Source organism: Streptomyces sp. NPDC032822 (assembly GCF_055578825.1).
Genome location: NZ_JBVIOL010000011.1, coordinates 160,493 through 177,801, shown reverse-complemented (window position 1 = coordinate 177,801; position 17,309 = coordinate 160,493). Strand labels below are relative to the sequence as shown.

The 17,309-nt window shown below is 69.8% G+C and carries 16 protein-coding genes; 2 read left to right on the top strand and 14 right to left on the bottom strand.

What is annotated here, in order from left to right; all coding sequences use genetic code 11:
- Positions 1 to 179 precede the first annotated feature (179 nt).
- Together hisS and ACZ5VD_RS29190 are read right to left on the bottom strand one after the other, a co-directional pair.
- Positions 180 to 1,442 (bottom strand): histidine--tRNA ligase, encoded by a 1,263-nt coding sequence (hisS, locus tag ACZ5VD_RS29195; protein ID WP_468683773.1) that lies wholly within the window; start codon positions 1,440 to 1,442, stop codon positions 180 to 182.
- 13 nt (positions 1,443 to 1,455) lie between these two features.
- The gene (locus tag ACZ5VD_RS29190) at positions 1,456 to 2,166 is read right to left on the bottom strand and encodes an MBL fold metallo-hydrolase (RefSeq protein ID WP_468552213.1); all 711 of its coding nucleotides are present in this window, start codon (positions 2,164 to 2,166) and stop codon (positions 1,456 to 1,458) included.
- 180 nt (positions 2,167 to 2,346) lie between these two features.
- Between ACZ5VD_RS29190 and ACZ5VD_RS29185 the strand changes: the two genes are divergently transcribed.
- Positions 2,347 to 3,165 (top strand): peptidylprolyl isomerase, encoded by an 819-nt coding sequence (locus ACZ5VD_RS29185; RefSeq protein ID WP_468552214.1) that lies wholly within the window; start codon positions 2,347 to 2,349, stop codon positions 3,163 to 3,165.
- Positions 3,166 to 3,300: 135 nt separating this feature from the next.
- On the top strand, positions 3,301 to 4,530 hold the full coding sequence (locus tag ACZ5VD_RS29180) for a DUF349 domain-containing protein (protein ID WP_468552215.1): 1,230 nt from the start codon (positions 3,301 to 3,303) through the stop codon (positions 4,528 to 4,530).
- A gap of 79 nt (positions 4,531 to 4,609) precedes the next feature.
- Here the strand turns inward: ACZ5VD_RS29180 and ACZ5VD_RS29175 are convergent, their stop codons facing one another.
- The 12 genes from ACZ5VD_RS29175 to ACZ5VD_RS29120 all read right to left on the bottom strand — a co-directional run bounded on the left by ACZ5VD_RS29175 (position 4,610) and on the right by ACZ5VD_RS29120 (position 17,094).
- Positions 4,610 to 7,144 carry a RelA/SpoT family protein gene (locus tag ACZ5VD_RS29175; protein WP_468552216.1) on the bottom strand — a complete coding sequence of 845 codons (2,535 nt, stop codon included), beginning with the start codon at positions 7,142 to 7,144 and terminating at the stop codon, positions 4,610 to 4,612.
- Positions 7,145 to 7,370: 226 nt separating this feature from the next.
- On the bottom strand, positions 7,371 to 7,919 hold the full coding sequence (locus ACZ5VD_RS29170) for an adenine phosphoribosyltransferase (RefSeq protein WP_468552217.1): 549 nt from the start codon (positions 7,917 to 7,919) through the stop codon (positions 7,371 to 7,373).
- A complete protein-coding gene (secF, locus tag ACZ5VD_RS29165) occupies positions 7,916 to 9,049 on the bottom strand; it encodes a protein translocase subunit SecF (RefSeq protein WP_468552218.1) in 1,134 nt (377 codons plus the stop codon). The genes ACZ5VD_RS29170 and secF overlap by 4 nt, the downstream gene beginning before the upstream one ends.
- A gap of 1 nt (position 9,050) precedes the next feature.
- Positions 9,051 to 10,814 carry a protein translocase subunit SecD gene (gene secD / locus ACZ5VD_RS29160; RefSeq protein WP_468552219.1) on the bottom strand — a complete coding sequence of 588 codons (1,764 nt, stop codon included), beginning with the start codon at positions 10,812 to 10,814 and terminating at the stop codon, positions 9,051 to 9,053.
- A gap of 130 nt (positions 10,815 to 10,944) precedes the next feature.
- On the bottom strand, positions 10,945 to 11,466 hold the full coding sequence (gene yajC, locus ACZ5VD_RS29155) for a preprotein translocase subunit YajC (RefSeq protein WP_468552220.1): 522 nt from the start codon (positions 11,464 to 11,466) through the stop codon (positions 10,945 to 10,947).
- Positions 11,467 to 11,639: 173 nt separating this feature from the next.
- A complete protein-coding gene (gene ruvB, locus ACZ5VD_RS29150) occupies positions 11,640 to 12,710 on the bottom strand; it encodes a Holliday junction branch migration DNA helicase RuvB (RefSeq protein WP_468683772.1) in 1,071 nt (356 codons plus the stop codon).
- A gap of 10 nt (positions 12,711 to 12,720) precedes the next feature.
- Positions 12,721 to 13,332: a Holliday junction branch migration protein RuvA gene (gene ruvA / locus ACZ5VD_RS29145; RefSeq protein ID WP_468552222.1), complete on the bottom strand. Its 612-nt coding sequence runs from the start codon at positions 13,330 to 13,332 to the stop codon at positions 12,721 to 12,723.
- Positions 13,329 to 13,859 (bottom strand): crossover junction endodeoxyribonuclease RuvC, encoded by a 531-nt coding sequence (ruvC, locus tag ACZ5VD_RS29140; RefSeq protein ID WP_468552358.1) that lies wholly within the window; start codon positions 13,857 to 13,859, stop codon positions 13,329 to 13,331. Before ruvC ends, ruvA begins: the two co-directional genes overlap by 4 nt.
- A gap of 202 nt (positions 13,860 to 14,061) precedes the next feature.
- Complete coding sequence (locus ACZ5VD_RS29135) at positions 14,062 to 14,814, bottom strand: YebC/PmpR family DNA-binding transcriptional regulator (RefSeq protein WP_328684492.1); 753 nt, start codon at positions 14,812 to 14,814, stop codon at positions 14,062 to 14,064.
- Between the two features lie 48 nt (positions 14,815 to 14,862).
- The gene (pdxT, locus tag ACZ5VD_RS29130; RefSeq protein ID WP_468552223.1) at positions 14,863 to 15,468 is read right to left on the bottom strand and encodes a pyridoxal 5'-phosphate synthase glutaminase subunit PdxT; all 606 of its coding nucleotides are present in this window, start codon (positions 15,466 to 15,468) and stop codon (positions 14,863 to 14,865) included.
- Positions 15,469 to 15,481: 13 nt separating this feature from the next.
- Positions 15,482 to 16,393: a pyridoxal 5'-phosphate synthase lyase subunit PdxS gene (gene pdxS, locus ACZ5VD_RS29125; RefSeq protein WP_468552224.1), complete on the bottom strand. Its 912-nt coding sequence runs from the start codon at positions 16,391 to 16,393 to the stop codon at positions 15,482 to 15,484.
- A gap of 158 nt (positions 16,394 to 16,551) precedes the next feature.
- Positions 16,552 to 17,094 carry a LemA family protein gene (locus ACZ5VD_RS29120; RefSeq protein WP_468552225.1) on the bottom strand — a complete coding sequence of 181 codons (543 nt, stop codon included), beginning with the start codon at positions 17,092 to 17,094 and terminating at the stop codon, positions 16,552 to 16,554.
- Between the last annotated feature and the right edge of the window lie 215 nt (positions 17,095 to 17,309).

Below are 17,309 nucleotides of genomic sequence, written 5' to 3'. Positions count from 1 at the left end.
CCCCACCTTCAGCCCGTCCGACGGCCTACTCGACTGAGGCCCAGCCGTCAGCCCGTCCGGCGTTTGAGGACGAGGCCCTTTCGGGGCCGAAGCGGGGGTCTGGGGGCGGCAGCCCCCAGGAACGGGACGGGAAGGGGCGGCGGGGGCGACGACCACCCCACGCCCACCCCACTCCCCTCTCAGCCCAGCCTCGACTCCAGCTCCGCCACGATCTCGTTGACCCCGACCGCGGCCTGCTCACCGGACTCCATGTCCTTGAGCTGGACGACCCCCTCGGCAAGGTCACGTTCACCGGCGACGAGCGTGTACCGGGCCCCGCTGCGGTTGGCGTTCTTCATGGCGCCCTTGAGCCCCTTGGCACCGTAGGAGAAGTCCGCGGCGATCCCCACCTTGCGCAGCTCGGTGACCTTCGCGAAGAGGACACGTCGGGCCTCCTCGCCGAGCGGAACCGCGAAGACGCTGGTGGAGGAGGGGAGTTCGAGTTCGACTCCCTCCGCCTCCAGGGCGAGGACCGTGCGGTCGACACCCAGCGCCCACCCGACGGACGGCAGCGCGGGGCCGCCGATCATCTCGGACAGTCCGTCGTAACGGCCGCCGCCGCCCACCGCGGACTGGGAGCCCAGACCGTCGTGCACGAACTCGAAGGTGGTCCGGGTGTAGTAGTCCAGGCCGCGCACCAGCTTCGGGTCGTCCTCGAAGGAGACGCCCGCCGCCGTGATCAGCTCACGGACCTCCTCGTGGTACGCCTTGCAGGCGTCGCAGAGGTAGTCGCGCAGCAACGGGGCGTCGGCCAGCTGCTTCTGGACGTCGGGGCGCTTGTCGTCGAGGACGCGCAGCGGGTTGATGTCCGCGCGGCGCAGCGTCTCCGCGTCGAGGTCCAGGCCGTGCAGGAAGTCCTGGAGCGCGGCCCGGTACACCGGACGGCACTCCTTGTCGCCCAGGCTGTTGAGGAGGATCCGGAAGTCGCGCAGGCCCAGCGAGCGGTACGCCTGGTCGGCGAGGATGATCAACTCGGCGTCCAGCGCCGGGTCCTCCGCACCGATCGCCTCGGCGCCGACCTGGGAGAAGTGCCGGTAACGGCCCTTCTGGGGACGCTCGTAGCGGTAGTACGAGCCGGAGTACCAGAGCTTGACGGGGAGGTTGCCCGCCTTGTGGAGGTTGGCCTCCAGGGCGGCGCGCAGCACGGAGGCGGTGCCCTCGGGGCGCAGGGCGAGCTGGTCGCCGCCCTTGGTCTCGAAGGCGTACATCTCCTTCGTCACGATGTCGGTGGACTCGCCGACACCGCGCGCGAACAGTTCGACGTTCTCGAAGCCGGGCGTCTCGATGTAGCCGTAGCCGGAGTTGCGCAGGGGCGAGGCGATCGCCTCGCGGACCGCCAGGTACTTGGCGCTGTCCGGCGGGATCAGGTCGTACGTGCCCTTGGGGGCCTGAAAGGTGCTCACGGAAGGTCTCTCGTCACATTCCTCGTCGGGGAGCGTCCTGGGCTCCCTGGCCGCCGGAGGCCACCTCCCGCAGATACGGGTTGGTGGCGCGCTCCTGGCCGATGGTCGTCTGGGGGCCGTGGCCGGACAGCACCACGGTCGAGTCGTCGAGCGGCAGGCACACACGGGCCAGCGAGTCGAGGATCTCGGCGTGGGAGCCGCCGGGCAGGTCGGTGCGTCCGATGGAGCCGGCGAAGAGCAGATCCCCGGAGAAGAACACGGAGGGGATCTCCGTGTTCTCGGGCATCCGGAACGTCACCGACCCCTTCGTATGGCCCGGCGCGTGCGCGACGGAGAACTCCAGTCCCGCGAGGGCGAGCCGCGCGCCGTCGGTGAGCTCCTTGACGTCGTCCGGCTCCCCCACGGTCAGCTCGCCCATCAGCGGCATCCCGAGGGAACGGCCGAGCGCCTTCTCGGGGTCGCTCATCATGTACCGGTCCTCGGGGTGGATCCAGGCCGGTACGTCGTGTGCGCCGCACACCGGGACGACCGAGGCCACATGGTCGATGTGGCCGTGGGTGAGGACGACCGCGACGGGCTTGAGCCGATGCTTCCTCAGCGCTTCCTCGACTCCCTGGGCGGCCTGGTGGCCCGGGTCGATGATCACGCACTCCTCACCGGCGGCGGGGGCGACGAGATAACAGTTCGTCCCCCAGGCACCGGCGGGGAACCCGGCAATGAGCACGATCGTCCTTCGTTTGTGTCGATACGGGTGGACTGCTCGGCGACTGCGCCTGTGGTCAGAGCCTACCGGCGCTGCCGATTCCTCAGCGAACCCATATACGGTACGGGGCACACGCAGGCGGTCGGCTCACTAGACGCATGCGTCCCAGCAGGCGTACGAGACGCATGAGGAGAGAATCCGGTGGTCACCCAGGAACAGCGGAAGCGGCAGCTCGCGCGGGAGAAGTTCTTGCGGCAGCAGCAGCGGCGTACGGACGCGCGACGCAAGGCGCGCATGCGCAACTCGGTGATCGCGTCGGTACTCGGCGTGGTCGTGATCTGCAGTGTGGCGCTGTACACGACCGGCGCCCTCAAGGACGACGACAAGACCAACGCGAACGCCGAGACGACCCCGAGCCCGACGGCGCCCAGCAAGGCGCCGGACCCGTGCGAGAAGCCCGCCGCGGGCAAGATCAAGACGGCGACCTGGAAGAAGGAGCCGGCGGTCACCATCGACAAGTCGGCGAAGTACACGATGACCCTGGCGACGACCTGCGGTGACATAGACATCGCACTGAAGGCGTCGGCGGCCCCGCACACCGTGAACTCGTTCGACTTCCTCGCCGGCAAGGGCTACTTCGACCACACCAAGTGCCACCGGCTCACCACCAACGGCATCTACGTGCTGCAGTGCGGCGACCCGACCGGCGCCGGCAGCGGTGGCCCCGGCTACACGATCCCGGACGAGAACCTGAAGGACAAGACGCTCAAGAACAACATCTACCCGGCCGGCACGATCGCCATGGCGAACACCGGTCAGGCGAACACCGGCGGCAGCCAGTTCTTCCTCGTCTACCAGGACAGCCAGCTGCCGCCCAGTTACACCCCGTTCGGTACGGTTTCCAAGGCCGGGATGACGGTGCTGAAGAAGATCGCCGCCGCCGGAGAGAGCACCGGAGCGGGCGACGGAGCACCGAACGCAACGGTCGTCATCAACAAGGCAACCGTCACCAAATCCTGACCCCCAACTGCGAAATTTCGGTCGCGCGGGATGCGGACAGGCAACCCGCCGGTCGCCTATGTTGGCCGTGACGAAACTGTGGACGATGCTCGGGGGCGCTGACGCCCCTCGCAGGCATCATGTGGAGGAGGCGCTGTGAGCAGCGACCCGTGGGGCCGCGTCGACGAGACGGGGACCGTGTACGTGCGTACGGCCGACGGCGAGCAGGTCGTCGGCTCCTGGCAGGCCGGCTCCCCCGAGGAGGCGCTGGCCTACTTCGAGCGCAAGTACGAGGGCCTGGTGGTCGAGATCGGCCTCCTCGAAAAGCGAGTGAAGACGACCGACCTGTCGGCCAAGGACGCACAGGTCGCCATCGATCACATTCGCGAGCAGGTCGACGCCCACCACGCGGTCGGCGACCTGGCCGCCCTCCGGGTCCGGCTGGACAAGCTCGTGGAGACCGTCGACAAGCGTCGCGAGGAGCGCAAGCAGCAGCGCGCCAAGCAGTCCGACGAGGCCCGTCACTCCAAGGAGGCGCTGGTCGTCGAGGCGGAGGAGCTGGCGCAGTCGGACCAGTGGCGGGCGGCCGGTGAGCGGCTGCGGGCCCTGGTGGACACCTGGAAGGGGCTGCCGCGCCTCGACCGCAAGTCCGACGACGAGCTGTGGCACCGCTTCTCGCATGCCCGCTCGGCGTTCTCCAAGCGTCGCAAGGCGCACTTCGCGTCGCTGGACGCGCAGCGTGAGGACGCCCGTCGCACCAAGGAGCGCCTGGTCGGCGAGGCCGAGGCACTGTCCGGTTCCACGGACTGGGGTCCCACGGCCGCGCGCTACCGCGATCTGATGGCCGAGTGGAAGGCCGCGGGCCGCGCCCAGCGCGAGCACGAGGACGACCTGTGGAACCGCTTCCGCGGTGCCCAGGACGTCTTCTTCGCCGCCCGCAGCTCGGTCTTCGCCGAGCGGGACGCCGAGCAGACCGAGAACCTGAAGCTGAAGGAGGAGCTGGCCGAGGAGGCCGAGAAGCTCCTGCCGATCGGCGACCTCAAGAGCGCGCGTGCCGCGTTCCGTTCGCTCAACGAGCGCTGGGAGGCCGTCGGCCATGTGCCGCGCGACGCGCGGCCGAAGGTCGAGGGCCGGATGCACGCGGTCGAGCGGGCCCTCCAGGAGGCCGAGGAGACCGAGTGGCGCCGGACCAACCCGGAGGCACGCGCGCGTGCCGAGGGACTGACCGGTCAGCTCCAGGCGGCGGTCGACAAGCTGAGGGGCCAGATCGAGCAGGCGCGGGGCCAGGGCAACAACGCCCGCGCCGACAAGCTCGCCCGGGAGCTGGAGGGCCGTGAGGCCCTGCTGGAGCAGGCGCTGAAGGGTCTGCACGAGTTCGGCGGCTGACGGCCGCCAGCGGAGACGAAGGAGGGGCTCCCGTACCTTGCCGGTACGGGAGCCCCTCCTTCGTGTCCGTGCGCGGGTGCTACCTGCTGCGCGCCGACGTCACCCGGTACACGTCGTAGACGCCCTCGACGCCCCTGACGGCCTTCAGGACGTGTCCCAGGTGCTTGGGGTCGCCCATCTCGAAGGTGAAGCGGGAGGTCGCCACCCGGTCGCGGGAGGTCTGCACGGCCGCCGAGAGGATGTTGACGTGCTGGTCGGACAGGACACGGGTGACGTCCGACAGGAGCCGGGAGCGGTCCAGCGCCTCCACCTGGATGGCGACCAGGAAGACCGAGGACTGGGTGGGCGCCCACTCGACCTCAAGGATGCGCTCGGGCTCTCGGGACAGTGACTCGATGTTGACGCAGTCGTTGCGGTGAACCGATACACCACTACCACGCGTGACGAAGCCGATGATCGGGTCGCCGGGGACCGGCGTACAACAGCGGGCCAGCTTGACCCACACGTCGTCGACACCCTTGACCACGACGCCCGGGTCGTTGCTGCTGCGCCGCTTGCGGCCACGGCCACGGGACGGCGGAACCGACTCGTCGATCTCCTCGGTGGCCGCCTCCTCGCCGCCGAGCGCCTGGACGAGCTTCTGCACGACGTTCTGTGCGGAGACGTGCCCCTCGCCGATCGCCGCGTACAGCGCGGAGATGTCCGGGTAGCGCATCTCGTGCGCGAGCGTCACCAGGGAGTCGCCGGTCAGGATGCGCTGGATCGGCAGGTTCTGCTTGCGCATCGCGCGGACGATGGCGTCCTTGCCCTGCTCGATCGCCTCGTCGCGCCGCTCCTTGGAGAACCAGGCCCGGATCTTGTTGCGGGCGCGCGGCGACTTGACGAAGTTCAGCCAGTCCCGGGAGGGTCCGGCCCCGGCCGCCTTGGAGGTGAAGACCTCCACCAGGTCGCCGTTGTCCAGGGTCGATTCCAGCGGGACGAGACGTCCGTTGACCCGTGCTCCTATCGTGCGGTGGCCCACCTCGGTGTGCACCGCGTACGAGAAGTCCACGGGCGTGGCGCCGGCCGGCAGCGCTATCACGTCGCCCTTCGGCGTGAAGACGAAGACCTCGTTGCGCGAGAGGTCGAAGCGCAGGGACTCCAGGAACTCGCCGGGGTCCTCGGTCTCCTTCTGCCAGTCGAGGAGCTGGCGCAGCCACGCCATGTCGTTGAGGTGGTCGTCCTTGCCGGTGGTCCTCGGCTGGTCCGACCGGACCTTGGAGGTGCCGGCGACGGCCTCCTGCTTGTACTTCCAGTGCGCGGCGATGCCGTACTCGGCGCGGCGGTGCATGTCGAACGTACGGATCTGGAGCTCGACCGGCTTGCCGTTGGGCCCGATGACCGTCGTGTGCAGCGACTGGTACATGTTGAACTTGGGCATCGCGATGTAGTCCTTGAACCGCCCCGGAACCGGGTTCCAGCGGGCGTGGACGGTGCCCAGGGCCGCATAGCAGTCGCGGACGGTGTCCACCAGGACGCGGATGCCCACCAGGTCGTAGATCTCCGCGAAGTCACGGCCGCGGACGATCATCTTCTGGTAGACGCTGTAGTAGTGCTTGGGGCGGCCGGTGACGGTCGCCTTGATGCGGGCGGCCCGCAGGTCGGCCTGGACCTCGTCGGTCACTATGGCCAGGTACTCGTCACGCTTGGGGGCCCGCTCGGCCACCAGCCGGACGATCTCGTCGTACATCTTGGGGTAGAGGATCGCGAAGGCGAGATCCTCCAGTTCCCACTTGATGGTGTTCATGCCCAGGCGGTGCGCCAGCGGAGCGTAGATCTCCAGCGTCTCGCGGGCCTTCTTCTCCTGCTTCTCGCGCTTGAGGTAGCGCATGGTCCGCATGTTGTGCAGACGGTCGGCGAGCTTGATGACCAGGACGCGCGGGTCCTTGGCCATGGCGACGACCATCTTGCGCACCGTCTCGGCCTGCGCGGCCTCGCCGAACTTGACCTTGTCCAGCTTGGTGACGCCGTCGACGAGCAGGGCGACCGAGTCGCCGAAGTCGCGGCGGAGCTGGTCGAGGCCGTACTCGGTGTCCTCGACGGTGTCATGCAGCAGCCCGGCCATCAGGGTGGCCGGATCCATACCCAGCTCGGCGAGGATCGTGGTCACCGCGAGCGGGTGCGTGATGTACGGGTCGCCGCTCTTGCGCTTCTGGCCGCGATGCCAGCGCTCGGCGACCTGGTAGGCCTGCTCGATCTGGCGGAGCGTCGCGGTCTCGATCTTCGGGTCGTTGCTGCGCACTATCCGCAGCAAGGGCTCCAGGACCGGGTTGTACGGGTTCGAGCGCTGCACGCCGAGACGGGCCAGGCGAGCGCGGACGCGGTTGGAGGAGCCGGTGCGGGCGGGCTGGCCCGCGGTGGGGCGGGCCGCCGGCGGGTTCGTGGCCCGCGTCGCCGGGGCAGGCTTGGGACGCGTCTGCTCGGCCGACTTGTCGACGGGCGCCGACTGCGTGTGTTCGACCGGCCCGCGGGCGTCGTTCTTCACCTCGGGCGCGGCGGTCGGCGCCGGCTTCGCCGCGGGTCCCGAGGCGGACTCGGGCTTGGCGGCGGTCAGGTGCTGGGCCTCGTCTGCCAAGAGGACTCCTCGTGCGCGATCCGGGTCCCCCATTCAGGCTCCGGAGACCCCATGGTAGCGATCCCGCGCCCCGGGATCGTCTTCAGGCCGCTGTGAGAGCCGTCCACCGGTGAAACACAAGAGGCGGGCACCGGATTCCTCCGGGCCCGCCACTGCGGTGTCCTGCGGGCGGCATCAGGCTGTCGTACGGCCGTCACACGCCTGGCGCAGGGGTTCCGTACGGTGCTCAGACCTTGAGCAGCGACTCCAGCGGGGCGCCGGCGAGCACCGGCTCCACGCGGGCGCGCCCACCCAGGAAACCCAGCTCCATCAGGACGGCGAGGCCCGCGACCTCGGCACCCGCCCGCCTGATGAGCTGGACCGACGCCTCGGCGGTGCCGCCGGTGGCCAGCACGTCGTCGACGATCAGCACGCGGTCGTCCTCCGAGAGGTCCTCCGCGTGCACCTCGATCTCGGCGGAGCCGTACTCCAGCTCGTACGCCTGGCCGAGCGTCGCTCCGGGGAGCTTGCCGGCCTTGCGCACGGGGATGAAGCCGAGGCCGGCCCGGACGGCGACCGGGGCTCCGAGGATGAAGCCCCGTGCCTCCAGTCCGACGATCTTCGTGGCCCCGGTGCGCTCGGCGATCCCGGCGAGCGCGTCGGTCAGCGCGGCGAACGCCGCCGGGTCCGCCAGGAGCGGGGTGATGTCCTTGAACATCACCCCCGGCTCCGGGTAGTCCGCCACGTCACGGATCCTGCCGAGCAGCAGCTCCGTGATGTCGGTCGGCTCGGTCATCGGCGCTTCCCCGACGGACGGCCACGGCCCCGGTTGCGGGACGCGGGCTGGTGACGCGGGCCGACGACCGCGTGCGCGGAGTCGTCGTCGCCTTCGTCATCGGGTCCGTCGTAGAAGTCGTCGTCGATGACCTCGGCCTCCGAGGGCTCGCCCTGGGCCGCGGCCTGCGCCCGCTTGGCGAGGACACGCTTCCTGAGCGCCTTCATCTGCGGCTCGAGTTCCTTGAGGTCGGCGACGAGCGGCGTGGCGATGAAGATCGAGGAGTACGCACCGGCCGCGAGGCCGACGAACAGCGACAGCGAGATGTCGTTCAGCATGCCGGCGCCGAGGACACCGCCACCGATGAACAGCAGACCGCCGACCGGCAGCAGCGCGACCACCGTGGTGTTGACCGAGCGGACCAGCGTGCTGTTGATCGAGCGGTTGGCGACATCGCTGTAGGTCCAACGGGTCTGCTTGGTGATGTCCTTGGTCTGCTCCTTGAGACTGTCGAAGACGACGACCGTGTCGTAGAGCGAGTAACCGAGAATGGTCAGCAGACCGATCACCGTGCCCGGCGTGACCTCGAAGCCGACGAGGGCGTAGATGCCGACGGTGATGGTGATGTCGTGGATCAGCGCGACGAACGCGGCGACGGCCATCCGCCACTCGAAGGCGATCGCCAGATAGATCACGACCAGGACCAGGAAGATCGCGAGGCCCTGCCAGGCCTTGTCGGCGACCTGGTCACCCCAACTGGGGCCCACCAGGTCCGCGTTGATCTTCTCGCTGTCGACCTTCAGATTCTGGGCGAGGTCCTTCTTGATCTGGTTCGACTTGTCGGTGTCGATGCCCGCGATCTGGATGCGCAGGCTGCCGTCGCCGAGCTTCTGGACGATCGCGTCGTGGCCGGAGGCCTCCTCCGCGTACGTCTCGGCCTGGGACACCGAGACGCTCGTGGTCTTCGGCGTGGTGAAGACGGCGCCGCCCTGGAACTCGATGCCCATGTTGAGGCCGCGCACCGCCAGGCCGACGATGGCCGTGATGGTGATCAGGATCGAGACGGCGTACCAGATCTTGCGGTTGCCGACGAAGTCGTAGCCGACCTCGCCACGGTGCAGTCGGGCGCCGAGGTTGCCGAGCTTCGACATCTCACGCCTCCTTGGTCTCGACGGGGGCGGAGGGACGGCGGGTACGACGCAGCGGGGGCTTGGCACCCAGTCGCTTGGGATCGAGGCCGGACCAGCTGTGACCGTTGGAGAAGAACTTGCTGCGCGCGATGATCGTCAGCAGCGGCTTGGTGAACAGGAAGACGACCACCACGTCGAGGAGCGTGGTCAGGCCGAGGGTGAACGCGAAGCCCTGGACCTTGCCGACGGTGACGATGAACAGCACCGCCGCGGCGAGGAACGACACGAAGTCGGAGACCAGGATGGTGCGTCGGGCGCGCGGCCAGGCCCGCTCGACGGCGGGCCGCAGCGTACGGCCCTCGCGGATCTCGTCCCGGACCCGTTCGAAGTACACGATGAACGAGTCCGCCGTGATGCCGATCGCGACGATGGCACCACAGACCGCCGGGAGGTTCAGCGCGAAGCCGATGGCCGGGCCGAGCAGCGCCATGATCACGTAGGTGAGGGCGCCGGAGACCAGCAGCGAGGCCACGGCGATGAGCGCCAGGCCGCGGTAGTAGGCCACCAGGTAGAGGACGACCAGGGCGAGGCCGATCGCACCGGCGATCAGACCGGCCTTGAGCTGCTCGCCACCGAGCGCGGCGGTCACCGTGGTGACGCTGTCCTCCTTGAAGGTCAGCGGCAGGGCGCCGTACGACAGCATGTTCGACAGGCTCTGGGCCGACTCCTGGTTGAAGTTACCGGAGATCTCCGCGTTGCCGCCGGTCAGCGCCTGGCTGACGTACGGATCGGAGACGACGTCGCCGTCCAGGACGATGGCGAACTGGTTCTGCGGGGACTGGTTCTGGGCCAGCTTGCCGGTGATGTCGGCGAACTTCTTGGCGCCGCCGTCGGTGAAGTCCATGGTGACGGTCCAGCCGGCGCCGGTCGTGGTGTTGAGGACGGCCTGCGCCTTGTCCACGTCGGTGCCGTCGACCTCGGCCGGGCCCAGGACGTACTTCTGCCACTGGCCCTGCGAGTTCTGGCCGCAGGCCACGGTGGAGTCGGTGGGCTTGGCACCGTCACCGGCCTTGGCACGGGCCTTCGCGTTCGTGCAGTCGAGGGCCGTGTACTGGGCCTCAAGCTGGCTGGTCGCCGCGTCGGCGGAGGGGCTCGCGGACGGGGAGGCGCTGCTGCTCGCGGAGGCCGAGGCGCTCGCCGACGGGGTGGCGTCGGCCTTCAGGGCGTCGGTGACCGCGCGGCCCTGCGAGGTGGAGGTCGCAGACGGCGTGCCGGAGCTGGAGGGAGACGACGACGAGGTCGCCTTGTCCGTGGCCTTGTCACCGCTCGACGCGCTGCTGGAGGCGCTCGGCGAGGGGCTGGCCGTGGCGGCCGCGCCCGAGACCTCGGTGGCGACCACCGGCCGGAAGTACAGCTTGGCGGTGGTGCCGACCTGCTTCTGGGCCTCCTCGGAGTTCGTGCCCTTGGGGATGTTGACGATGATGTTCGCTTTGCCCTGGGTCTGAACCTCGGCCTCCGAGACACCAAGACCATTGACACGGCGGTTCATGATGTCGACCGCGGTGTCCATGTTGGTCTTGTTGATCGCGGATTCCTGGCCCGCCTCCGGAACCGCCCGGAGCGTGATGCTCGTACCACCGGCAAGGTCGATGCCGAGACGCGGAGTGGTGTGCCCGGAGAGGAACATTCCCCCGGTGAGCGCCACGATGGCGATCAGGATCAGGACCAGCGAGCGCCCCGGCCTGCTCTGGGCGCTCGCGCTCCGGCCCTTCTTAGGTGCTGCCACCTTCTCGTACTCCCTCTCGGGCCGTCTCGCGCCGGATCTGCGGGCGAGCGGCCATCACATGGTGTCGGATCCCGTGCGAGCTGCGCACGTTCCGGAGCGCGCGGACACGCCCGCGCGCCCGGGAGCGCGACTACTTCGCGTCGGACTCGCCGTCGGTCTTCTTCGGCTCCGCGTCCGTCTTCGCCTCGGCGGCCTCGGTGTCGGCCGGGGTCTCGGCGGTGGGCTCGGCGGCCTCCTCGGCCGTGTCCTTCTTGCCGAGGTCTACGGACTTGTCGTCGGAAGCGGCGGCGTCGTCAGCGGGCTCGTCGGTCTCGGTGAGGGAGGAGGCGTCGTCCGGGACGACGTCGGAGTCGGACTTCAGGTCGTGCTCGATGCCGTGGACGATGCGGTTGTACTCGTCGTCGGACAGGACGGCACCGATCGCGTTCTTCGCGAAGAGCAGGTCGATGCCCGGACCGGCGTCGACGAGGACCGTGTCCTCATTGACCTCCTTGACCGTCGCATACATGCCCCCGATGGTGCGGATGCCACTGCCGGGCTGCATTTCGTTGCGCATCTGCGCGGCCGCGTTCTGCTTCTTCTTGGCCGAGCGGGTCATCAGGAACATGGCCCCGATGAGCACGATGAACGGGAGGAGGGTCACGAGACTCACGGGTCGGTACTTCCTTCACGTGACCGCGATGGTGAGCGGCCTGATGGTTGGGGGTGTGCACCGCCGACAAAGGCGGCATCGGCGGAGTCTAAGCGAGTCCGCGCGCAGGGAACAACGCTCAGCATGGCACCTGGGTTCCTCACCCGGCCAGTGCGCTCGCCGTGACGACGCCGTCACGTCCCGAACAGGTCCTGTTGTCCGTTTCCTGTGCCCGTGGAGCGGGGCGGGGTGAGGCCGAGGTGTGCCCACGCCGCCGGGGTGGCGACCCGTCCGCGCGGGGTCCGGGCGAGCAGTCCCTCCCGGACGAGGAAGGGTTCGGCGACCTCCTCCACGGTCTCGCGCTCCTCCCCCACCGCCACGGCGAGCGTCGACAGTCCGACCGGGCCGCCGCCGAACAGCTTGAGCAGTGCCTCCAGGACCCCCCGGTCGAGCCGGTCCAGGCCCCGGGCGTCGACCTCGTACACGGCGAGGGCGGCCTCGGCGATACTCCGGGTGATCAGGCCGTCGGCCTTGACCTGGGCGTAGTCGCGGACGCGGCGCAGCAGGCGGTTGGCGATCCGGGGCGTGCCGCGGGAGCGGCCGGAGACCTCGGCGGCGCCGTCGGTGTCGATCTCCACGTCGAGCAGGTTCGCCGAGCGGTGGATGACGCGCTCCAGCTCGGCCGGCTCGTAGAACTCCATGTGCGCGGTGAAGCCGAAGCGGTCGCGCAGCGGGGGCGGCAGCAGACCCGCGCGCGTGGTGGCGCCGACCAGGGTGAAGGGGGGCAGTTCGAGCGGGATGGCGGTGGCGCCGGGGCCCTTGCCGACGATGACGTCGACGCGGAAGTCCTCCATCGCCATGTAGAGCATCTCCTCGGCGGGCCGGGACATGCGGTGGATCTCGTCGAGGAAGAGGACCTCTCCCTCCTGGAGGGAGGAGAGGATCGCGGCGAGGTCGCCGGCGTGCTGGATGGCCGGGCCGCTGGTGATGCGGATCGGGGCCTCCATCTCGGCCGCGATGATCATCGACAGGGTGGTCTTGCCGAGGCCGGGGGCACCGGAGAGCAGTACGTGGTCCGCGGTGGCGCCTCGCGCGCGGGCGGCGCGCAGGACGAGGTCGAGCTGTTCGCGGACCTTCTCCTGGCCGATGAACTCGCCCAGGTCCTTGGGGCGCAAGGCGGCCTCGACGGCCTGGTCCTCGCGGTCGGCGACAGAGCCCACGAGCCGCTCGGCGGCGGTCTCTTCGGTCGTGTCGTCCCAGTTCACTGACGTTCTCCTAGCGGGCGCGGTTCAGGGTCTGCAGGGCGGCCTTCAGGAGTGCGCCCACCTGGGGGGTGCCCTCGGCGGCCTCGGCCTGGGGGGTGACCGCGGCGACTGCCTCGTCGGCCTCGCGGGTCGCGTAGCCGAGGCCGATCAGGGCGGCGTGCAGCTGGTCGCGCCAGCCGGAGGTGACGGCCCTGCCGATCGCCGGGCCACTGGTGCCGAGGGGCTCGCCGAGCCGGTCCTTCAGTTCGAGCAGCAGCTTCTGGGCGCCCTTCTTGCCGATGCCGGGGACGGCGATCAGGGTCTTCTCGTCGCCGGTGGAGACGGCTCGGCGCAGGGTGTCGGGGCTGTGCACGGCGAGCATGGCCTGGGCCAGCCGCGGACCGACTCCGCTGGCCGTCTGGAGCAGTTCGAAGGTCTGGCGTTCGTCGTCGTCCGCGAAGCCGTACAGCGTCAGGGAGTCCTCGCGCACCACGAGGGAGGTGGCGAGCTTGGTCTGCTGACCCATGCGCAGCCCGGAGAGCGTGTTCGGCGAGCACTGGACGGCGATGCCGATGCCGCCGACCTCGACCACCGCGGAGTCGGGGGCCAGGGCGGCGACGGGGCCGCTGACGAAGGCGATCATGCGCCACGCCCTTTCGATGCGTGCAGGGCGACGGCCTGCTGGAGTCGGTTCTGGGCGGGGGCGCGCCAGATGTGGCAGATGGCGAGCGCGAGGGCGTCGGCGGCGTCGGCGGGTTTCGGCGGGGCGTCGAGCCGCAGCAGCCGGGTGACCATGGCACCGACCTGGGCCTTGTCGGCGCGGCCGCTGCCGGTGACCGCGGCCTTGACCTCGCTCGGGGTGTGCAGCGCGACGGGGATGCCGCGGCGGGCGGCGCACAGCATGGCGACGGCGCTGGCCTGGGCGGTGCCCATCACCGTGCTGACGTTGTGCTGGCTGAACACCCGCTCCACGGCGACGCATTCGGGCCGGTGCTCGTCCAGCCACTGTTCGATGCCCTGCTCGACGGCGACGAGGCGCTGCCCCAACTCGGCGTCCGCGGGCGTCCGGACGACACCGACACCGAGCATGGTGAGCGGTCGGCCCGCGACTCCCTCGACGACACCGACACCGCACCGCGTGAGTCCGGGGTCCACCCCGAGTACGCGCACGCGCCCCTCCCTCTTCGCGGCCGAACCGCCGCCGCCCTCGCGGATCTGGCTGAGCACCGCCGTGGTTCCTCGACCGATGGTCGCGGTCCGCGATCAGTGATCTTTGACTTCCGCCAGGCTATCCGCTGCCACCGACAACGGCGGCGGGCCGATGGGACGTGTCCCATCGGCCCGCCGAAATCCCGCCCGGCCCGCGGCGGCGTTACGCGTCGACCTTCTCCATGACCTCGTCGCTGACATCGAAGTTGGCGAAGACGTTCTGCACGTCGTCGCTGTCCTCAAGCGCGTCGATCAGCTTGAAGATCTTCCTGGCGCCGTCCTCGTCGAGCTCGACCTGCATGGTCGGGACGAAGTTGGCGTCCGCGGAGTCGTAGTCGATGCCGGCGTCCTGGAGGGCGGTGCGGACCGCGACCAGGTCGGTGGCCTCGGAGATGACCTCGAAGGACTCACCCAGGTCGTTGACCTCCTCGGCGCCCGCGTCGAGGACGGCACCCAGGACGTCGTCCTCGCCCAGCTCACCCTTGGGGACGATGACGACGCCCTTGCGGTGGAAGAGGTAGGAGACGGAACCCGGGTCGGCCATGTTGCCGCCGTTGCGGGTCATGGCGACGCGTACGTCGGAGGCGGCGCGGTTGCGGTTGTCGGTGAGGCACTCGATGAGCACCGCGACGCCGTTGGGGCCGTAGCCCTCGTACATGATCGTCTCGTAGTCGGCGCCACCGGCTTCGAGACCGGCACCGCGCTTGACCGCGGAGTCGATGTTCTTGTTCGGGACCGAGCTCTTCTTGGCCTTCTGGATGGCGTCGAACAGCGTCGGGTTCCCGGACACGTCGGCACCGCCCGTCCGGGCGGCCACCTCGATGTTCTTGATCATCTTCGCGAAGAGCTTGCCGCGCTTGGCGTCGATCACGGCCTTCTTGTGCTTCGTCGTAGCCCATTTAGAGTGGCCGGACATCTGCCTGTCTCCTTCGCGTAACCCATCCAGATACGAACGCCAGAGATCCTACAAGGAGTCCGCTGTCCCCCGGGCGCGCACCATGTCGACGAACAGGGAGTGCACGCGGTGGTCGCCGGTCAGTTCCGGGTGGAACGACGTGGCGAGCGCGTTGCCCTGGCGGACCGCGACGATGTGACCGCCGTGCTCGGCGAGCACCTCGGTCTCGGCGCCCACGGACTCGACCCAGGGGGCGCGGATGAACACGCCCTCCACAGGATCGCCCGCGATGCCCCGGACGTCGACCGCCGCCTCGAAGGACTCGTTCTGACGTCCGAAGGCGTTGCGGCGCACGATCATGTCGATGCCGCCGATCGTCTCCTGGCCCGAGCGCGGGTCGAGGATCTTGTCGGCGAGCATGATCATGCCGGCGCAGGTGCCGTAGACGGGCATGCCGTCCCGCACGCGCGCGCGGAGCGGCTCCATCATGCCGAACAGGACGGCCAGTTTGGAGATGGTGGTGGACTCGCCGCCGGGGACGACGAGACCGTCGATCTCGGCGAGCTCTTCGGGGCGCCGGACCGGCCTGGCCACGGCGTCGGCCGCGGCCAGGGCGATCTGGTGCTCCCGTACGTCGCCCTGGAGGGCCAGGACGCCTATGACGGGGGTGTTCATCGGTACCGTGCCCCTACCAGCCGCGGTTGGCGTAGCGCTCGGACTCGGGGAGGGTGTCGCAGTTGATGCCGACCATGGCCTCACCCAGGTTGCGGGACGCGTCCGCGATGATCTTCGGGTCGTCGTAGAAAGTGGTCGCCTTCACGATGGCGGCGGCGCGCTTGGCCGGGTCGCCGGACTTGAAGATGCCGGAACCGACGAAGACGCCCTCGGCGCCGAGCTGGCGCATCAGCGCGGCGTCGGCGGGGGTGGCGACACCGCCGGCGGAGAACAGCACGACCGGGAGCTTGCCGAGTTCGGCGACCTCCTTGACGATCTCGTACGGGGCGCGCAGGTCCTTGGCGGCGGCGTACAGCTCGTTGTGGTCGTAGCCGCGCAGGCGGGCGATCTCGTTCTTGATCTGGCGCAGGTGGCGGACGGCCTCCACGACGTTGCCGGTGCCGGCCTCGCCCTTGGAGCGGATCATCGCGGCACCCTCGGCGATGCGGCGCAGGGCCTCACCCAGGTTGGTGGCACCACAGACGAAGGGGGTGGTGAACGCCCACTTGTCGGAGTGGTTGACCTCGTCGGCCGGGGTGAGGACCTCGGACTCGTCGATGTAGTCCACGCCGAGGGACTGCAGGACCTGGGCCTCGACGAAGTGGCCGATGCGGGACTTGGCCATGACCGGGATGGAGACGGCCTCGATGATCCCCTCGATCATGTCCGGGTCGGACATGCGGGCCACGCCGCCGTCCTTGCGGATGTCGGCCGGGACGCGCTCCAGGGCCATGACGGCGACGGCGCCCGCGTCCTCGGCGATCTTCGCCTGCTCCGGCGTGACGACGTCCATGATCACGCCGCCCTTGAGCTGCTCCGCCATACCGCGCTTCACGCGGGCGGTGCCGGTCTCGGGAGCCTGGTTGTCGGAAAGCGTGCTGGACACGGGTGACCTCGCTGAAGTGAAAGAGGGGTTTCTACAGCACCGAGGAAACGGGAGGAGACCAGTCCACTGCAAGGGCCAATGGACAGGCGGTGGATCGTTCTCGGGCGAGTGGCCCGCGCGAGCGGGAACGGGACGGGGCGTGATCCGGTGGACCGGCCCTACCCCTGGCGGTCGGAGAGTGCCGCCGGCGGCTCGTCGTCCATCTCGAAGGCGAGGGGGAACGGCGCGTGTCCCGCCAGCCGGAACCAGCGGACCTTGCGGTGCCTGCGCAGGGCGCGGGCCGCCCGTACCGCGTCGTTGTGGAAGCGCCGGGCCATCGGGACCCTGAGGACCGCCTCGGTCAGTTCCCGGGTGGCCTCCTCTCCCCCGGGCGCCTCCCGGACGGCCTCCACCTGCTGCGGCTCGGCGAACACGGCGCGCAGGGCCTGGCTCAGCTCGCTCTCGGCGACCTCCCGGTGCTCCTCCTCGGCCAGCCGGGCGGCGTGCGCGGCCTCGTACAGGACGATCGAGGCGGCCGGGTCGAGCACCCCGGAGGTGGCCAGTTCCAGGGTCACCGAGGCGCGGCGGACGAGTTGGGCGTCGAGGCCGGCCCGGGTGGCGTCGATGCGGGTGTGCAGCCGGTCGAGCCGTCCGGCGGTCCAGCTCAGGTAGAGGCCGATCGCGACCAGCGCGACGAGGATCCAGATCAGGGTTGGGCTCACGGGCGGCAAGGCTACCGGTGCGCTCCGCTGGGGGTGGCCGGGTGTCGTGCGGAGTGTGGGTGGGGGTGCTGCTGCCGGGGGCTGCCGCCCCCGGACCCCCGCTTCGGCCCTGAAAGGGCCTCGTCCTCAAACGCCGGACGGGCTGGGAGTGTCCGGACCGGCGCCGAACAGTCCCCGCCTCCCAGCAGGCCCCAGTCCTCGCAGCCGCCTCGAAC